The organism is Telluria sp. AZSoR62, from assembly GCF_058111565.1.
The window spans coordinates 19,603-36,040 of record NZ_JBYTST010000009.1; the positions used below are offsets into that span (position 1 = coordinate 19,603).

General features: G+C 66.4%; 15 protein-coding genes. 6 read left to right on the plus strand and 9 right to left on the minus strand.

The genetic code is table 11. The features are described 5' to 3' along the window. Window positions 1-10: 10 nt before the first annotated feature. Together murB and AC3XQU_RS14800 are read left to right on the plus strand one after the other, a co-directional pair. A complete protein-coding gene (gene murB, locus AC3XQU_RS14795; RefSeq protein WP_489874927.1) occupies window positions 11-1,039 on the plus strand; it encodes a UDP-N-acetylmuramate dehydrogenase in 1,029 nt (342 codons plus the stop codon). Window positions 1,040-1,049: 10 nt separating this feature from the next. Further along, window positions 1,050-1,760 (plus strand): SDR family oxidoreductase, encoded by a 711-nt coding sequence (locus AC3XQU_RS14800; protein WP_489874928.1) that lies wholly within the window; start codon window positions 1,050-1,052, stop codon window positions 1,758-1,760. A 63-nt stretch (window positions 1,761-1,823) separates the two neighbouring features. Here the strand turns inward: AC3XQU_RS14800 and AC3XQU_RS14805 are convergent, their stop codons facing one another. The 6 genes from AC3XQU_RS14805 to AC3XQU_RS14830 all read right to left on the minus strand — a co-directional run bounded on the left by AC3XQU_RS14805 (window position 1,824) and on the right by AC3XQU_RS14830 (window position 7,696). Further along, a complete protein-coding gene (locus AC3XQU_RS14805; RefSeq protein WP_489874929.1) occupies window positions 1,824-2,420 on the minus strand; it encodes a PEP-CTERM sorting domain-containing protein in 597 nt (198 codons plus the stop codon). Window positions 2,421-2,802: 382 nt separating this feature from the next. Further along, window positions 2,803-4,035, minus strand: coding sequence for an argininosuccinate synthase (locus AC3XQU_RS14810; RefSeq protein ID WP_489874930.1), 1,233 nt, complete (start codon window positions 4,033-4,035; stop codon window positions 2,803-2,805). Between the two features lie 119 nt (window positions 4,036-4,154). Beyond that, window positions 4,155-5,078 (minus strand): ornithine carbamoyltransferase, encoded by a 924-nt coding sequence (gene argF, locus AC3XQU_RS14815; RefSeq protein ID WP_489874931.1) that lies wholly within the window; start codon window positions 5,076-5,078, stop codon window positions 4,155-4,157. A 118-nt stretch (window positions 5,079-5,196) separates the two neighbouring features. After that, complete coding sequence (gene rsgA / locus AC3XQU_RS14820) at window positions 5,197-6,108, minus strand: ribosome small subunit-dependent GTPase A (RefSeq protein ID WP_489874932.1); 912 nt, start codon at window positions 6,106-6,108, stop codon at window positions 5,197-5,199. Continuing rightward, window positions 6,105-6,437, minus strand: coding sequence for a 4a-hydroxytetrahydrobiopterin dehydratase (locus AC3XQU_RS14825; protein WP_489874933.1), 333 nt, complete (start codon window positions 6,435-6,437; stop codon window positions 6,105-6,107). The genes rsgA and AC3XQU_RS14825 overlap by 4 nt, the downstream gene beginning before the upstream one ends. Next, on the minus strand, window positions 6,434-7,696 hold the full coding sequence (locus AC3XQU_RS14830) for a M48 family metallopeptidase (protein WP_489874934.1): 1,263 nt from the start codon (window positions 7,694-7,696) through the stop codon (window positions 6,434-6,436). The genes AC3XQU_RS14825 and AC3XQU_RS14830 overlap by 4 nt, the downstream gene beginning before the upstream one ends. A 71-nt stretch (window positions 7,697-7,767) precedes the next feature. Between AC3XQU_RS14830 and orn the strand changes: the two genes are divergently transcribed. Then, entirely contained in the window at window positions 7,768-8,352 is a 585-nt protein-coding gene (gene orn, locus AC3XQU_RS14835) for an oligoribonuclease (RefSeq protein ID WP_489874935.1), read from the plus strand. A gap of 76 nt (window positions 8,353-8,428) precedes the next feature. Beyond that, window positions 8,429-10,945, plus strand: a complete 2,517-nt coding sequence (locus AC3XQU_RS14840; RefSeq protein ID WP_489874936.1) for a PAS domain-containing protein — start codon at window positions 8,429-8,431, stop codon at window positions 10,943-10,945. Here AC3XQU_RS14840 and AC3XQU_RS14845 read toward each other — a convergent pair. Continuing rightward, window positions 10,942-11,892, minus strand: a complete 951-nt coding sequence (locus AC3XQU_RS14845) for an MBL fold metallo-hydrolase (protein WP_489874937.1) — start codon at window positions 11,890-11,892, stop codon at window positions 10,942-10,944. The genes AC3XQU_RS14840 and AC3XQU_RS14845 overlap by 4 nt on opposite strands. A gap of 158 nt (window positions 11,893-12,050) precedes the next feature. Between AC3XQU_RS14845 and AC3XQU_RS14850 the strand changes: the two genes are divergently transcribed. After that, window positions 12,051-13,184 (plus strand): HPP family protein, encoded by a 1,134-nt coding sequence (locus tag AC3XQU_RS14850; RefSeq protein ID WP_489874938.1) that lies wholly within the window; start codon window positions 12,051-12,053, stop codon window positions 13,182-13,184. Between the two features lie 142 nt (window positions 13,185-13,326). On the opposite strand, the gene AC3XQU_RS14855 is transcribed toward AC3XQU_RS14850, so the two are convergent. Then, a complete protein-coding gene (locus AC3XQU_RS14855) occupies window positions 13,327-14,022 on the minus strand; it encodes a UPF0149 family protein (protein WP_489874939.1) in 696 nt (231 codons plus the stop codon). A 129-nt stretch (window positions 14,023-14,151) separates the two neighbouring features. Beyond that, complete coding sequence (locus tag AC3XQU_RS14860; RefSeq protein ID WP_489874940.1) at window positions 14,152-15,192, minus strand: alpha/beta hydrolase; 1,041 nt, start codon at window positions 15,190-15,192, stop codon at window positions 14,152-14,154. Window positions 15,193-15,341: 149 nt separating this feature from the next. Between AC3XQU_RS14860 and AC3XQU_RS14865 the strand changes: the two genes are divergently transcribed. After that, window positions 15,342-16,349 carry a serine/threonine protein kinase gene (locus tag AC3XQU_RS14865; protein WP_489874941.1) on the plus strand — a complete coding sequence of 336 codons (1,008 nt, stop codon included), beginning with the start codon at window positions 15,342-15,344 and terminating at the stop codon, window positions 16,347-16,349. Window positions 16,350-16,438 lie beyond the last annotated feature (89 nt).

Consider the following 16,438-nt stretch of genomic DNA (forward strand, 5'->3'; position numbering starts at 1 on the left):
CCGGAACGCCATGCACGCACACCTGCCCCTCCTCGACGATTTTCCGCTCGCTGCCCTCAACACCTTCCGCATTCCGGCCCGGGCCCGGCATTACCTGGCGGTCACCGGCGCCGCCGACCTGGACGCCGTGCGCGCCGCCCCGGTGCTGGCCGCGCTGCCGCGCCTCGTGCTCGGCGGCGGCAGCAACATGCTGTTCACGCGCGACTTCGACGGCATCGTGCTGCACATGACGGGCCTGGGCAAGCAAGTGCTGGGCGAGCAGGACGGCAAGCTGCTGGTACGTGCCCAGGCCGGCGAGAACTGGCATGCTTTTGTCCAGTGGACGCTGGCCCAGGGCTTCGGTGGCCTGGAAAACCTGTCGCTGATCCCGGGCACCGTGGGCGCCGCGCCGATCCAGAACGTGGGCGCCTACGGCACTGAAACCAAAGACACGTTTCATTCGCTCACGGCCTACGACATGGCCAGCGGCCAGACGCGCACGCTGGACGCGGCGGCCTGCCGCTTCGGCTACCGCGACAGCATCTTCAAGCATCCGGAAGGGCGCGAACTGGTCGTGCTGGACGTGACCTTTGCGCTGCCCGTCGACTGGACCCCGAACCTGCGCTACGCCGAACTGGCCAATGCGGTGGAGGCGGCAGGCCTGGTCTCGCCCACGCCGCAGGACATCGGACAGACGGTGGAAGCGATCCGGCGCCGCAAGCTGCCCGACCCTGCGGAAATCGGCAACGCCGGCAGCTTCTTCAAGAACCCGGTGGTCTCCAGCGAACAGTGTGCGCAGCTGCTGGAGCAGTATCCTGCGCTGGTGCACCACCTTCAACCGGACGGGAGCGAAAAGCTGGCCGCCGGCTGGCTCATCGACCAGTGCGGCTGGAAGGGCCGCGCGCTGGGCGCGGCGGGCGTGTATCCGAAACAGGCGCTGGTGCTGGTCAACCTGGGCGGGGCGCTGGGGGAGGACGTGGTGCGCCTGGCGCGCGCGATCCAGGCGGACGTGAAGGCGCGCTACGGCGTGGAACTGGAGCCGGAACCGGTATTCATCTAAGGAGGGCGACATGATCAAGGCAGTCGTGACGGGCCACACCCGCGGCCTGGGCGCCGCGGTGGCGGCCGAGCTGATGGCGCGCGGCATTCCCGTGCTGGGCGTGGCGCGCGGGCATGCGGGGTCAAGCGAAGGCATGGAGCAGGCGGTCGTGGACCTGGGCGACGCCGCGGCCCTGGCCAACTGGCTGGAAGGCCACACGCTGCGCAGTTTCCTGGGCGGCTGCGATACCGCACTGCTGGTGAACAATGCGGGCGTGGTCAGCCCGGTCGGGCCCTTGGCCGAGCAGGACCCGGTGGCGGCACTGCGCGCAGCCATCGTCAACGTGGGCGCGCCGCTGGCCTTGTCCAGCGCCTTCGTGCAGGCCGCGCCAGGGGCCGAGCGCCGCATCCTGCATGTGTCGAGCGGCGCGGCGCGCAGCGCCTACCCCGGCTGGAGCGTCTATTGCGCCACCAAGGCCGCGCTCGACCAGCATGCGCGCGCAGTGGCGCTGGACGCGGACCCGCGCGTGCTGGCGTGCAGCCTGGCGCCGGGGGTGATCGATACCGACATGCAGGCCGAGATCCGGGCCACGCCCGATGAACGCTTTCCAATGCGGGAGCGTTTCGTGGAGATGAAGCGGAGCGGGGTGCTGGTGGCGCCGGCAGATTGCGCGGTGGCGCTGGTGGACTACCTGCTGGGCAAGCGCTTCGGTCTGGAGCCGGTGGACGACTTGCGCGGCTGACGACCACGCAATGAAAAAACCCGGCATGCGCCGGGTCTTTACGATGGGACGAAGAACGCCGGATCAGGCCGTCTTCTTTTTCCGCGACAAGCGCATGCCCATCAGGCCGAGGCCGAGCAGGGCCAGCGAAGCCGGCTCCGGGACGGCAGCCGACATCTTCTCGAAATTAGTGAAGGCCATATAGTCTTCACCATTACCGTAAGTGTAAGGACCAGTCCATTGATTGTCTCCGACGTAGTCGCCACCCGACACGTTGACGTGCCAAGCCGACTGGACCTGGTTGTTGCCAAGATCCAGGTATGGTACCCAGGTCTCGCAGAATCCTGCCCAGTCGCAGCTCTTGACCAGTTCCGGCTTGCTGTCGAAGTTGTAACGGACACCGTTGATCATGACGTTGTCGACGAAAACCTGGGCAAACAGGGCATTGAGGGCGGCGACGGCCTCGTTCTGGGTCTTGAAGTCGAACAGCGAGCTCTTGCAGCCATCGTACATCGAGGCGCAGGAATCGCCGAAGGTGACGCTGTAGGATTCGCCCGCGATCGTGATACCGCTTGCGCCGACCAGTTTGCCGTTTTGCACATTGTGGACCACGCCTGCGTTGGCGCTGCCGGCGAAGGCGACTGCGCAGAGCATCATGGCGTTCAAGATAAGCTTTTTCATTTTTTCCATTCCCTGAGTTGGAGGACAATTCAGTGAAGCGGCGCGTCCTGGCCTGGTATCGTTCCCGGGACCGCGCCTGCTCGACTGAATACGAATATCTTCTGTCTGGGTTCCGCACTGTGGTCGATGCTGGAGCATTGTCCCGGCGCGGCCCGTTTGCTGAATTCCCTTTGAGATACTTCTCTGTCATGTAAGCAACAAGTGTGCCACTAAGAAATTGTTTCAAATAATCAAGGACTTGGCCGTGGGGAGAATGTTGGGGTCAGGCCGGGTGTAAATATTCTCGACAGCTATTGTGTAGGCAGGGACCACGCGCGGCCTTGGGTGTCGCATGCCCATGAAAAAAGCCGCCCGCGGGCGGCTTTTTCGGAGCAAGACGCGCTTACTGCCCGCGCTTGGCCCTGGCCTTCGCCGCAATGCGCATGCGCAGCGCGTTGAGCTTGATGAACCCACCCGCATCGGCCTGGTTGTACGCGCCACCGTCTTCGTCAAACGTCGCGATGTTCATGTCGAACAGCGAATCGGTCTTCGAGTCGCGCGAGACCACGATCACGTTGCCCTTGTAGAGCTTGACGCGCACCCAGCCGTTGACGGTGGCTTGGGTATGGTCGATCAGGGTCTGCAGCGCGACGCGTTCCGGGGCCCACCAGTAGCCGTTATAGATCAGGGACGCATAGCGCGGCATCAGGTCGTCCTTCAGGTGCGCCACTTCGCGGTCCAGGGTGATCGACTCGATCGCGCGGTGGCCCTTGAGCATGATGGTGCCGCCCGGGGTTTCGTAGCAGCCGCGCGACTTCATGCCCACATAGCGGTTTTCCACCAGGTCCAGGCGGCCGATGCCGTGCTTGCCGCCCAGGCGGTTCAGCTCCGTCAGCACGGTCGCAGGGCTCATGCGCACGCCGTTCAGGGCCACGATGTCGCCGCGCTCGTATTCGAGGTCGAGGTATTCGGCTTCGTCGGGCGCCGCTTCCGGCGACACCGACCAGCGCCACATCGATTCCTCGGCTTCCGCGCTCGGGTTCTCGAGGTGGCGGCCTTCGAACGAAATATGCAGCAGGTTCGCATCCATCGAATACGGCGCGCCGCCGTTCTTGTGCTTCATGTCCACGGCGATGCCGGCGTCTTCCGCGTATTTCAGCAGCTTCTCGCGCGAGAGCAGGTCCCATTCGCGCCATGGGGCGATGATCTTGACGTCGGGTTTGAGCGCGTAGGCGCCGAGCTCGAAGCGGACCTGGTCGTTGCCCTTGCCGGTGGCGCCGTGCGAGATGGCGTCGGCGCCGGTTTCGTTGGCGATCTCGATCAGGCGCTTGGCGATCAGCGGACGCGCGATCGAGGTGCCCAGCAGGTATTCGCCCTCGTAGACGGTGTTGGCGCGGAACATCGGGAACACGAAGTCGCGCACGAATTCCTCGCGCACGTCGTCGATGTAGATGTTCTCCGGCTTGATGCCGAACTTGATGGCCTTGGCGCGTGCCGGCTCGAGTTCTTCGCCCTGGCCGAGGTCGGCGGTGAAGGTGACGATCTCGCAGTTGTAGTGGTCTTGCAGCCATTTCAGGATGACCGAGGTATCGAGGCCGCCGGAGTAGGCGAGGACTACTTTTTTAATGTCGCTCATGGATGGTTCCAGTGTGGAGGGAGGTGGGGTTCAGATGGTCAGCTGGCGCTTGCCGCCGCTCCCGAAGGGAACGGCGCGCCAACGATCAAACAATGGGTTGGTGAAACACGGTTACTGCTTTACTTGTCCTCGATGCGTCCGAGGAGCAGGTATTCGATCAGCGCCTTCTGCACGTGCAGGCGGTTTTCCGCCTCGTCCCAGACGACCGACTGCGGGCCGTCGATGACCTCGGCCGAGACTTCTTCGCCGCGGTGTGCCGGCAGGCAGTGCATGAAGATCGCGTCGGGGGTGGCGCGCGCCATCTTGGCGCTGTCGACGATGAAGCCGTCGAAAGCCTTGAGGCGCGAGGCGTTTTCCTCCTCAAAGCCCATGCTGGTCCAGACGTCGGTGCTGACCAGGTGCGCACCTGTACAGGCGTCCGATGGATTCTCGAACAGCGTATAGCGCTCGGTCGAGACCAGCGCCGGGTCGATCTCGTAGCCCTTCGGGGTCGAGACGTTCAGGTGGAAGCCGAACACCTCGGCCGCCTGCAGCCACGAGTACAGCATGTTGTTGGCGTCGCCGATCCAGGCCACCGTCTTGCCGGCGATCGGGCCGCGGTGCTCGTAGAAGGTGAAGATGTCGGCCAGCACCTGGCAGGGATGGTGTTCGTTGGTCAGGCCGTTGATCACCGGGACGCGCGAATGCGCGGCGAAGCGCTCGATGATCTCCTGGCCGAAGGTGCGCACCATGATGATGTCGCACATGCGGGACATGACCTGGCCCGCGTCTTCCACCGGCTCGCCGCGTCCCAGCTGGCTGTCGCGCGTGTTCAGGTAGATCGCGGCGCCGCCCAGTTGGTGCATACCCGCTTCGAACGACAGGCGGGTGCGGGTCGAGCTCTTCTCGAACACCATCACCAGGGTGCGGTCCACCAGCGGGTGGTAGACCTCATAGGCCTTGAACTTGCGCTTGATGACTTTCGCGCGCTCGATCACGTACTCGAATTCGTCGCGCGTGAAATCGGAGAATTGCAGGAAGTGCTTTACTTGTGCGACTGGCATAGCGTCTTTGCTTAACTTGTTATCCCCACGATTATAAGGGGTTTTGCTTTACGCTAGGGAAAGCAGCATAAAGGCATATTCATCATGTCAATACTTCTGAACAGCAGTATTGATCCGGTCAATACAGCGTCTGCGCCGACTCGTGCAGCAGCTGCCCGTACAAGGTGTGGCGCATCTTCGCGATCTTCCCGGCGGCCACGGCGTCCAGCACCGCGCACTGCGGCTCCTGCAGGTGGCGGCAGTTGTAGTACTTGCAGCCGCCCAGGTAGGGCTTGAACTCGACGAAGGCGCGTTCCAGCATGCCTTCGCTCAGGTGGTACAGGCCGAATTCCTGGAAGCCGGGCGAATCGATGATCGCGCTTTTCCCGTCCCCACCGGGCAGCCAGTACAGGCGCGTGAAGGTGGTGGTGTGCTTGCCGGTATCGAGCGCTTCCGAGATCTCGCGCACGGCGATGTCGGCGTCCGGCACCAGGAGGTTGATCAGGGAAGACTTGCCCATGCCCGACTGGCCGATGAAGATCGACGACTGGCCTGCCAAGAGCGGCATGAGCGTTGCGACCGCGTGTTCGGGCTGGGCGGTGGCCGACAGCTCATGCACCGGATAGCCGAGCGAGCCATACAGGCCGGCGCGTTCGCGCGCGCGCGCCAGCGGCGCTTCGACGTCGATCTTGTTGAGGATGATGTGGGCCTCGATGCCGGCCGCTTCGGCCGCCACCAGCGAGCGCGAGACCAGGTCGTCGGCGAAACCGGGTTCGGTGGCCACCACGATGAACAGGCGCGAGATGTTCGCCGCCAGCAGCTTGGATTTGTATTGGTCCGAGCGGTAGAGCAGGGTGGTGCGGTCGGCGATGCGCTCGATCACGGCCTGGTTCTCGGAGGTCTTCTTGAGGTGGACGATGTCGCCCACGGCCACATTGGTCTTCTTGCCGCGCGTGACGCACTGGAGTTTTTCGCCACCGGCGTCGGCCAGGTAGTGGCGGCCGTGCGCGGCGATGATGGTGCCGCTCAAGCTGTCGGTCGTTCCGCTCATGCAGCGCGTCCTTGCTCGTACAGCGAGCCGGCCTTGGCCGCGCAGATGAAGTCGTTGGCGCTGAGCGCGTTGCCGGCCGAATGGGTGGTGTAGACCAGGGTGCAGCGGCGGTAGGCGACGAGCATGTCCGGGTGGTGGTTTTCGGTTTCGGCCATGGCCGCGATCGCGTTCACGAACGCGATGGTGGCGCGGTAGTCGGCGAAGTCGAAGGCGCGTTCGATGCGCCCGTCATGCTCTTGCCAGCCCGGTACCTGGGCCAGCAGGGCGCGGATCGCGTCCGGGTCGAGCGCGGGGGCGCCGTGGGTGCAGTGGCGTTCGAGGAGTTTCATGCGGCCGCCATGGTGAGGTGCTTGACCCGCACGGAAGCCGGCGGGTGGGAATCGTAGAAGGCCGAGTGCAGCGGATCCGGCGTCAGGGTCGAGGCATTGTCTTCGTACATCTTGACCAGGGCCGACACCAGGTGGGCCTGGTCGGTGTGCTTGGCCGCAAAGGCATCGGCCTCGAATTCATGCTTGCGCGAGGTGATGGAATTGAGTGGCGAGAGCACGAAGGTAAACACCGGCAGCACCAGCATGAACAGGATCAGGGCCATGCCGTCGTTCGAGGCGTTCATCAGGGGCGTCACGCCCAGGCCCGTATAGAACCAGGCCTGCGTCTTCAGGTAGCCCAGCAGCGCGAGGAAGGCCAGCGACAGCGCGAAGATCACGACGATGCGCTTGACGATGTGGCGCAGCTTGAAGTGGCCCAGTTCATGCGCCAGCACCGCCTCGATCTCGTGCGGGTCCAGGCGCGAGAGCAGGGTGTCGAAGAAGACGATGCGTTTATTGCTGCCGAAGCCGGAGAAGTAGGCGTTGCCGTGGGCGCTGCGCTTGCTGCCGTCCATCACGAACAGGCCTTTCGAGGCAAAGCCCACGCGCGCCATCAGGCCCTCGATACGCGCCTGCAGGCTGGCGTCCTGCAAAGGCGTGAACTTGTTGAACATCGGCGCGATCACGGTCGGGTAGAGCACCATCATCAGGAGCTGGAAGCCGCTCCACACGCACCAGGTCCACAGCCACCACAGTTCCCCGCTCTTTTCCATCAGCGCCAGGATCACCCACAGCAGCGGCAGGCCGATCACGGCGCCCATCAGCGCGCCCTTGACCAGGTCGCCCAGCCACAAGGCGGGCGTCATCTTGTTGAAGCCGAAGCGTTCTTCCTGCACGAACTGGCGGTACCAGTCCAGCGGCAGGTCGAGCAGGGCGGAGAGCACGGCAAAGGCCGCGACCAGCGCCAGCTGGTGGTACAGCCCCGGTCCGGTCACGTTCAGGAGTGCGTTCGACAAGGCCTGCAAGCCGCCCAGCAGCGTGAAGCCGACCAGCACCAGGCCGCCCCACAGGAGCGAGACCAGGCCGAGGCGGGTCTTGGCGACCGTGTAGTCGGCCGCCTTCTGGTGCGCCGCGAGCGGCACCTTTGGCGCAAACTCGGCCGGAACGGCGGCGCGGTGGCGCAGCACGTGGCGGATATGGCGGTTGGCCAGCCAGAAGCGCAGGCCGAGGGTCAGCGCAAAGAAAACAACGAACAATACCGAAAACCCGAATGAAGACATTCTGTGCCTGTGAGAAAATGCAGGATAAGCTTGCACACGAAGTGCAGTACTAAAAAGGCGAAGAGAGAATTATGTCACAAGCGACACAAACCGAAGGGACGGCCAAGCCGGCGCGTCCGAACGAGTTCAACCTGGTCTGGCTCGATATGGAAATGACCGGCCTGGACCCGGACAACGACCGCATCATCGAAGTGGCCGTGGTCGTGACCGACCCGGACCTGAACATCATCGCCGAAGGCCCGGTGTTCGCCATCCACCAGTCGGACGCGACCCTGGACAAGATGGACAACTGGAACAAGGGCACCCACGGCAAGTCGGGCCTGATCGACCGCGTCAAGGCCTCCACCGTGACCGAGGCGCAAGCCGAGCTGGAACTGATCGCCTTCCTGAAGCAGTACGTCCCGGCCAACAAGTCGCCGATGTGCGGCAATTCGATCTGCCAGGACCGCCGCTTCATGGCGCGCGGCATGCCGAAGCTGGAAGCCTTCTTCCACTACCGGAACCTGGACGTGTCCACGCTCAAGGAACTGTGCCGCCGCTGGAAGCCCGAACTCACATCGGGCTTCAAGAAGCACCAGAAGCACACCGCGCTGGCCGACATCGTCGAATCGATCGAAGAGCTGCGCTACTACCGCGAGCACTTCATCAAGCTGTAAATATGGCGGCGAACGTCCTTGGCGGCCTGTCATGAAACATGAGTAACAGGCAACAAGTTATGCGACAATCGTCCGCATGACCCACGCCCCGCAGACCGCGCTTCCCGACCCCACCGGCGAAGCATCGATGCGCTCCCGCATCCGCCGGCATGACTGGAACCAGACCGCCCTCGGCCCGTCCGAGGCCTGGCCGGCCGGCCTGCGCACCGCGGTCGACATGATGCTGCATTCGGCCTTTCCCATGTTCCTGGCCTGGGGGCCGGACCTGGTCTTCCTCTACAACGACGCCTATGTGCCGCTGCTCGGGCAGAAGCACGGGCGCGCGCTGGGCGAGCGCTTTTGCGACCTGTGGGCCGAGGTCTGGTCCGAGATGGTGCCCCTGATCGACCGCGCGCTGTCGGGCAAGCCCGTGTACTTCGAGGACATGCCGATGACGGTGAACCGGCGCGGCTACCCCGAGCGCGCCCACTTCACCTTCTCGCACGCGCCACTGATGGGCGACGACGGCCAGGTGGCCGGCCTGTACTGCACCGTGATGGAGACCACGCGCCGGGTCGCGGCCGAGCGCCGCGCGGCTTTTGAGCTGACGGTGTCGGACGCCTTGCGGGCGCTGTCCTCGGGCGACGAGGTGGTCGCCACCGCCAGCGCGCTGCTGGGCGGCGAGCTGCATGCGGGCCGGGTGGTGTATGCGGAACTGGACCCGGGCAGCGGGCGCTTCGCCGCGCCGCGCTGGTGGACCCGCGACGAGCGCGCCAGCCTGCACCCGAACCTGCCGGCGCAGGCGCACAAGGCCCCGCAGCCCGGCTTCCGGCTGGATGCCTTCGGCCCGGCGGTGGGCGCGGCGCTGCGCGAAGGCAGCGTGGTGCGCATCCACGACACCGCCCACGACGTGCGCACCATCGGCTACCGCAGCGCTTTCGTGGCCGAGCGCATCGGCGCGCTCCTGATCGTGCCGTTGGTGAAATCGAACCGGCTGGCGGCCTGCCTGGGAATCGACTGCCCGCAGCCGCGCTACTGGAGCGAAGACGACATCCAGCTGGCGCGCGACGTGGCCGAGCGCACCTGGTCGGCGGTCGAGACAGCGCGCGCCCAGGCCGAACTGCGCGCGGAACGCGACCGCAGCCGCGACATCTTCGACACCATCGCCGAAGGCTTCGCCGTATTCGACGCCGACTGGAACGTCGTCGAGATGAATGCCGAGGGCCTGCGCATCTGCCGCATGGACGCGGCCGAGGTATTGGGACGCAACCACTGGGAGGTCTTCCCGCATACGGTCGATACCGAGCCGGGCCCGATGTACCGCGAGGTGATGCGCACCCGCGTGGCCGGCTCCGCCGAGCATACGCACGTGTTCCCGGACGGCACCCGCGTGTGGACCGAGGTGCGCGCCTACCCGATGCAGGACGGCGGCCTGGCCGCGTTCTTCCGCGACATCACCGACCGCAAGCTGGCCGAGGAAAAGCTCAGGGAAGCCGACCGTCGCAAGGACGAATTCCTGGCGATGCTGGCGCATGAGCTGCGCAACCCGCTGGCGCCGATCAGCGCGGCCGCCGAGCTGCTGGGCATCGGCCGCATGGACGAAGCGCGGGTGCGCCAGAGCAGCAACATCATCGGGCGCCAGGTGCGCCACATGACGCGGCTGGTGGACGACCTGCTGGACGTCTCGCGCGTCACGCGCGGCCTGATCACGCTCGAACGCGCGCAGGTGCCGGCGCGCGTGGTCATCCAGGAAGCGGTCGAGCAGGTGCGCCCGATGATCGCGGCGCGCCACCAGCAGCTGGCGGTGCACCTGCCCCCGGCCTGGGCGGTGATCGAAGGCGACAAGGCGCGGCTGGTGCAGGTAGTGGCCAATGTGCTGGGCAACGCCAGCAAGTACACGCCGGAGCACCGCGGCATCGACCTGGGCGCGCAGGCCATCGGGAGCAGCCTGGTGATCAGCGTGAAGGACGAAGGCATCGGCATGGACCGCGAGCTGTCCAAGCGCGTGTTCGACCTGTTCACCCAGGCCGAACGCTCGTCCGACCGCTCGCAGGGCGGCCTGGGCCTGGGACTGGCGCTGGCCCGCAACCTGGTCGAGCTGCATGGCGGGACGGTGGCCTGCGCCAGCGCCGGCCTGGGGCTGGGCAGCACCTTCGAGATCCGCCTGCCGCTGTTGCCGGGCGCGCTGCCGGCGGCCCTGGCGGCGCAGGCGATGCCGCCGCAGGCCGGGCCCTTGACGGTGCTGGTGGTGGACGACAACGTCGACGCCGCCGAGACCCTGGGCCTGCTGCTGGCCGCGCATGGCCACGAGGTCGGCATCGAGCACGGCTCGCTGCAGGCGCTCGAACGCGCGCGCGCCATGGCGCCGGATGTCTGCCTGCTCGACATCGGCCTGCCCGACATCGATGGCCGCGAACTGGCGCGGCGCCTGCGCGCCCAGCCCGAGACCGCGGGCACGGTGCTGGTGGCCGTCACCGGCTACGGCCAGCAGCAGGACCGCGACGAGGCCTTCGCGGCCGGCTTCCAGCACCACCTGGTCAAGCCGGTCGACATGGATGCGCTGGTGCGCCTGCTCGACGGCGTGCGCCCCAGGGCGCGCACGCAGCCGGCTTAACGCATCTGGGTGTAGTTCACCGGGATGAACCGGTAGCCCTTGCCCTCGTTCGCCAGGTAGCCCATGCCCGGGAATTGCAGGTGGGCGCCGCCGATCAGGTAGCCGCCCTTGGCTGCGGCATCGAAGGCCTGCTTGCGCGCCACAGCCGCCGCCTTCTGGTCGGAATCGAACTGGATCGTCACGCTTGGGTTAGCCATCTGCACCGCCGCCACGTGGATCAGGTCGCCGATCAGGAGCAGCTTCTGGCCGCCGCTCTCCACCATGTAGGTCGTGTGGCCCGGCGTGTGCGCGCCGGTCGGGTTCGCGGTCACGCCCGGCACCAGCTCGGTCCTGCCCTCGAAGGGTTTGAAGCGGCCCGCTTTCACATACGGCCCGAGCGCCGCCTGCGCGCCCTGGAACGAGCCCTTGTCCTTGGCCTTGTCGAGGTTCTCCTTGCTCAGCCAGTAGTCGGATTCCGCCTTGCTGGCGCGCACCGTGGCGTTCGGGAAGACCGCCGCCGCATTGCTGACCAGGCCGCCGACGTGGTCGCCGTGGAAGTGGGTGATGTAGATCTCGTCCACCTGTTCCGGCTGGTAGCCGGCGGCCTTCATGTTGGCCACCAGGCGGCCCAGGGTCGGGCCGAAGAAGGTGCCGGCGCCGCTGTCGACCATCACCAGCTTGCTGCCGGTGTTGATGAGGTAGGCATTGTCCGAGGTTTCCAGCGGCGCCTTCAGGTGCGCCTTCGCCAGCGCAGCGACAGTCTTCTTCGCATCCTGGGCCAGTAGCTGGTCCACCGGCAGGTCGACCGTGCCGTCCGACAGCGGGGTGATCTCGAACTGGCCGAGCATGAGGCGCGACCAGCCGGGAGCAGGGGTCTTGGCCATCGGCGCGGCGGCCCAGGCCGGGCTGGCCAGGCAGGCGGCGGCCACGGCGGTGGCGAGGATGGTAGCGTACGGGCGTAATGTCATCGCAGGTCCTTTTGTTGTCGTATGCGGCGCAGGCCGGCCGCAAGCGTTGCATATCGTACATGATTGCACTGCCTCATGCTGGGCTTGCGACAAGCATGAGGCGCGCTACAGCGAGCTGTGGTGTAATGGCGGGCTTCATAGCTGCACGACGCGTTTCCATGTTCCCGATGCTCACTGACAGGCTGCGGCGCCTTCGCCCGGCCGGACCGACTTCGCTCGCCAGGCAGCTGCCTGCCGCCCTGGGAGCCCTGCTGGTGCTGCTGCTCACCGAGCTGGCCAGCAGCATCGTGCTCGATGCCGCCGCCCTCGATTCCCTGCCTTTGCTGGTCGCCCCGATGGCGGCGTCCGCCGTCCTCCTGTTCTGCCTGCCCGCGGCGCCGTTGGCCCAGCCCTGGCCCGTCATCGGCGGCAACGTCGTCTCGGCCCTGGTGGGCGTGGCCTGCGCCCGGTTGGGCGACCCGCTGGTGGCCGCGCCCTTGGCCGGCGGCCTGTCGATCGCCGCCATGGCGGCCTTGCGCTGCCTGCATCCGCCCGGCGGGGCGGTGGCCGTGACCGCCGTGCTGGGCGGGGCGGCGGTGCACGACGCCGGCTACTGGTTCGCCCTGGCGCCGGTGGGCCTGAACTCCGTGCTGCTGGTGATCGGCGCGGTGGCCTGGAACCGCCTGTCTGGCCACCATTATCCCCATGTGCAGCCGGCCGCGCGAGTGCCCGAAATGGCCGCCGGATTCGCCAGCGAAGACCTGGACGCGGCCCTGGACAGCTATGGCGAGACGCTCGACGTCAGCCGCGACGACCTGGCCACCATCCTGTTGGACACCGAGCAGCGCGCGGCCGAGCGGCGCGCGCGCCTGCACCGCTGCGCCGGGCTGGCGCGCCCGGTGCCCGCGACCCTGGACCCCGGTATGCCGCTGGCCATGGCGCGCGCGCTGCTGGTGCGGCACGGCGTGCCGGCCCTGCCGGTGGTGGACGCCGCCGGCCGCCCGCTCGGTGTGCTCAGCATGGCCGGCCTGGTCGCCGCCGGCGGCAGCGCCAGCCGCCCGCTGCCGGCCCGCGCGCGGCGCGCCACGGCGCTGCTGTTCGGGCACGACATGGCGCCGACCGTGGGCCAGCTGATGGAGACCGGCTTGGTCGCGCTCGGGCAGGATGCGCCGGTGGCGGCGCTGCTGGCGCGCTTTCACGACGGGGCGCAGCAGGTGTTCGTGGTGGACGAAGGCGGCAGGCTGGCGGGGGTGGTGCAGCCGCGCGATGTGCTGGTGGGGCTGGAGCTGGGGGTGCAGGAAACGGCTGCCTGAGGCATGCAGCGCGGCGGATTCGGAGCTGGTTGAACGCGTGGGCGGAATCTGCCCACCCTACGGTTTGCGGCCGAGCATGAGCCGCTGACCAGGATTCACCCTACGGCACCGATGCCGCACACGATTTGCTGCGGCAAGCGCATCACTCGGCCGCGTCGGCGCCGCAGCACTTCTTGTACTTCTTCCCGCTGCCGCAAGGGCAATCGTCGTTGCGGCCGACCTTCGGCTCCTCGCGCACGACGGTTTCCACGGCTGGCTTGCGCAGCGGCAGCCAGTAGCGGTGGATCGCCGGCAGGTTCGCTTCGATCTGCAGCGCCAGCTGGTGCGCCTTCTTCGGGTCTTCGACTTCGGGCAGTTCGGATTCTTCGATCTCGTCGGCGCCGAGCAGGTAGATCGGGCGCATCAGTTCGGCGACGTCGGAGGTCCAGATCGGTTCCCAGGAACCCGGGCGCAGCTCCATGCCTTCCCAGAAGCCCCAGCACCAGGCTTCGCCGTCGATCAGGTTGGTCCCGGCGACTTCATGCTCGCAGAACAGCGGTTCGAATTCCTTCGGGGCGACCTCGAAGGTGACCAGCACTTCGTTCATGAAGCGCATGATCAGGTTGATGATCTTTTCTTCGTCGCGGCTGTTCTTCCATTTCGGCGCCTGCTTGCCGTCCTGGCCCCACACGCGTGGCAGCCACTCGGCCGGCATGATGGTTTCCGGGCCGATCGCGATCGCGGTCAGGTAGCCGTGCAGGGTGTCCATCGTCATCGCATCCTCGGGGGAGCGGTCGGACAGCAGGAACTGGTCGAGTTCGTCGAATTCTTTGTCGGTAAGGGGCTGGTCGAGATGCATGTGGGGCTCTTGTTGCGTTTGAAGGCGACAGTTTAACCCCTGTGGACTGGGAGAGTACGGAAATCGTACATGACGGTCTCCCGGCAGGGGCGACAGCAAGCCTTGCCGCCTCCACCGGGATCGCTTGCCTTACTTCTTCGCCGCGAACGCCTTGACCAGCGCATCGGCCGCATACTGCTCCGTCTCTTTCGCCTTCGGCAGCACCGCGCCCATGCCGAAGAACTCATGCGCCACGCCCTTCCACACGCGGTAGTCCACGGCCACGCCGTCTTTCCTGAGCTTGTCCGCGTACTGCTTGCCCTCGGTGAGCAGCGGGTCGATCTCGGCGGCGACGATGGTCGCCGGCGGCAGGCCCTTGAGCGAGGCGGCCTTCATCGGCAGCGCGTACGGGTTCTTCGGGTCGCCCGCGTAGTGCTTGAAGAACCAGCCCATCATCGGCTTGTTGAGCGGCTTGGCATTGGCGTTGCGCTTGTAGGACTCGTTGTTCATGTCGTCGTTCACGACCGGATAGACCAGCAGCTGGTGCACCGGCATCTGGGCCTTCTTGTCGCGCGCCATCATCGACACCACGGTGGCCAGGTTGCCGCCGGCCGATTCGCCGCCGACCGCCACGCGCGCCGGGTCGCCGTTGAATTCCTTTGCGTGCTGGGTGACCCACAGGTAGGCCGCGTACGAGTCTTCCGGCGCGACCGGGAAGGGGTGCTCGGGCGCCTGGCGGTAATCCACCGAGACCATGATCGCCTTGGCCATCTTGGCGAGTGCGCGCGGCGAGGCTTCGTACACCTTGGTGTCGGCGATCACGAAGCCGCCGCCGTGGTAGTACACCATCACCGGGAACGGGCCCTTGCCCTCCGGCGTGAAGATATGCACCGGGATGCTGCCGCCGGCGACCGGCACGCTCATGGTCTTCATCGTCACGCCCGCTTCCGGCGCGGTGCTCTTGCCCATCTGCGTCAAGACCTTCTTGACCGCGTCGGCCGGGGTCGGCTGCTTGCGCGCCTCGGCCGAAGTCAAGGTCTCGATCGGCTTGGGTTTCAGCGACGCATGGGCGTCGAGCACCTTCTGCATGTCGGCATCGGCCTTGGGCGGCTGCGGCGACTGGGCCTGGGCCACGTTCCAGACCAGGGCGGCGGCGACGGCGCTCAAGGCCAGGGGGAGTGCTTTTTTCATCTTGTTGTTCCTTGGGAGAAGGCCGGTTGATGGCCGAGGATTCGATAATTTCATGGCAAAAAATCATGAACTGTTCGCGCGCGCACCAAATTCGTCAAATTTCAAGTCGCGGTGAGGACGGGAGGCGGCGCGGCGCTTACAATGTCCAAATGGATAACCCGACTTCACCCGACACCACCCCGGCGCATCCCTATGCGCGGCTCGATCCGCAGGCCGTCCTGGAGGCGGTCGAAAGCGTCGGCCTCTATTGCGACGGCCGCCTGCTGGCCCTGAACAGCTACGAGAACCGCGTCTACCAGGTCGGCCTGGAAGAGGGCAGCCCCGTGGTCGTGAAGTTCTACCGCCCCGAGCGCTGGAGCGACGACGCCATCCTGGAAGAACACGCGTTCGTGGCCGAGCTGGCCGAGCGCGAAATCCCGGTGGTGCCGGCCGAGACCATCGACGGGCGCACCCTGCACAGCTTCGGCGGCTACCGCTTCTCGGTCTTTCCCCGCCGCGGCGGACGCGCGCCCGAACTGGGCGACCCGGCCACGCTGGAATGGATCGGACGCTTCATCGGCCGCATCCACGCGGTCGGCGCCTTGACACCGTTCACGGCGCGCCCGGAACTGAACCAGCAGAGCTTCGGCGTCGAACCCTTCGCCTGGCTGCGCAGCCACGGTTTCATTCCGCCGGAACTGGCCGCAACCTACGCCAGCGTGGTCGAGCAGGCATTGGCAGGCGTGGCGCGCTGCTACGAGCGCGCGGGCGAATTGCCGCTGCTGCGCCTGCACGGCGACTGCCACGCCGGCAACGTGCTCTGGACCCCCGACGGCCCGCATTTCGTCGACTTCGACGACAGCCGCACGGGCCCGGCGATCCAGGACCTATGGATGCTGCTCTCGGGCGAGCGCCACGAGATGGTGGGCCAGATGGCCGACGTGCTGGCGGGGTACGAGGACTTCTGCGAATTCCACCCGCGCCAGCTCTACCTGGTGGAGGCCCTGCGCACGCTGCGCCTGATCCATTATTCGTATTGGCTGGCGATGCGCTGGGACGACCCGGCCTTCCCGGCGGCCTTCCCCTGGTTTAACACCCAGCGCTACTGGCAGGACCGCATCCTGGAGCTGCGCGAGCAGGTGGCGCTGATGGACGAGCCGCCGCTGTGGCAGGTGTGAACGGCTAAAGCCGGAACTGCCGCGCTTTCGCGGTCCAGTTCGGCGTGACACGCAGCCGCGATTTGCCGGATAATCGGCTGGAGCCGACC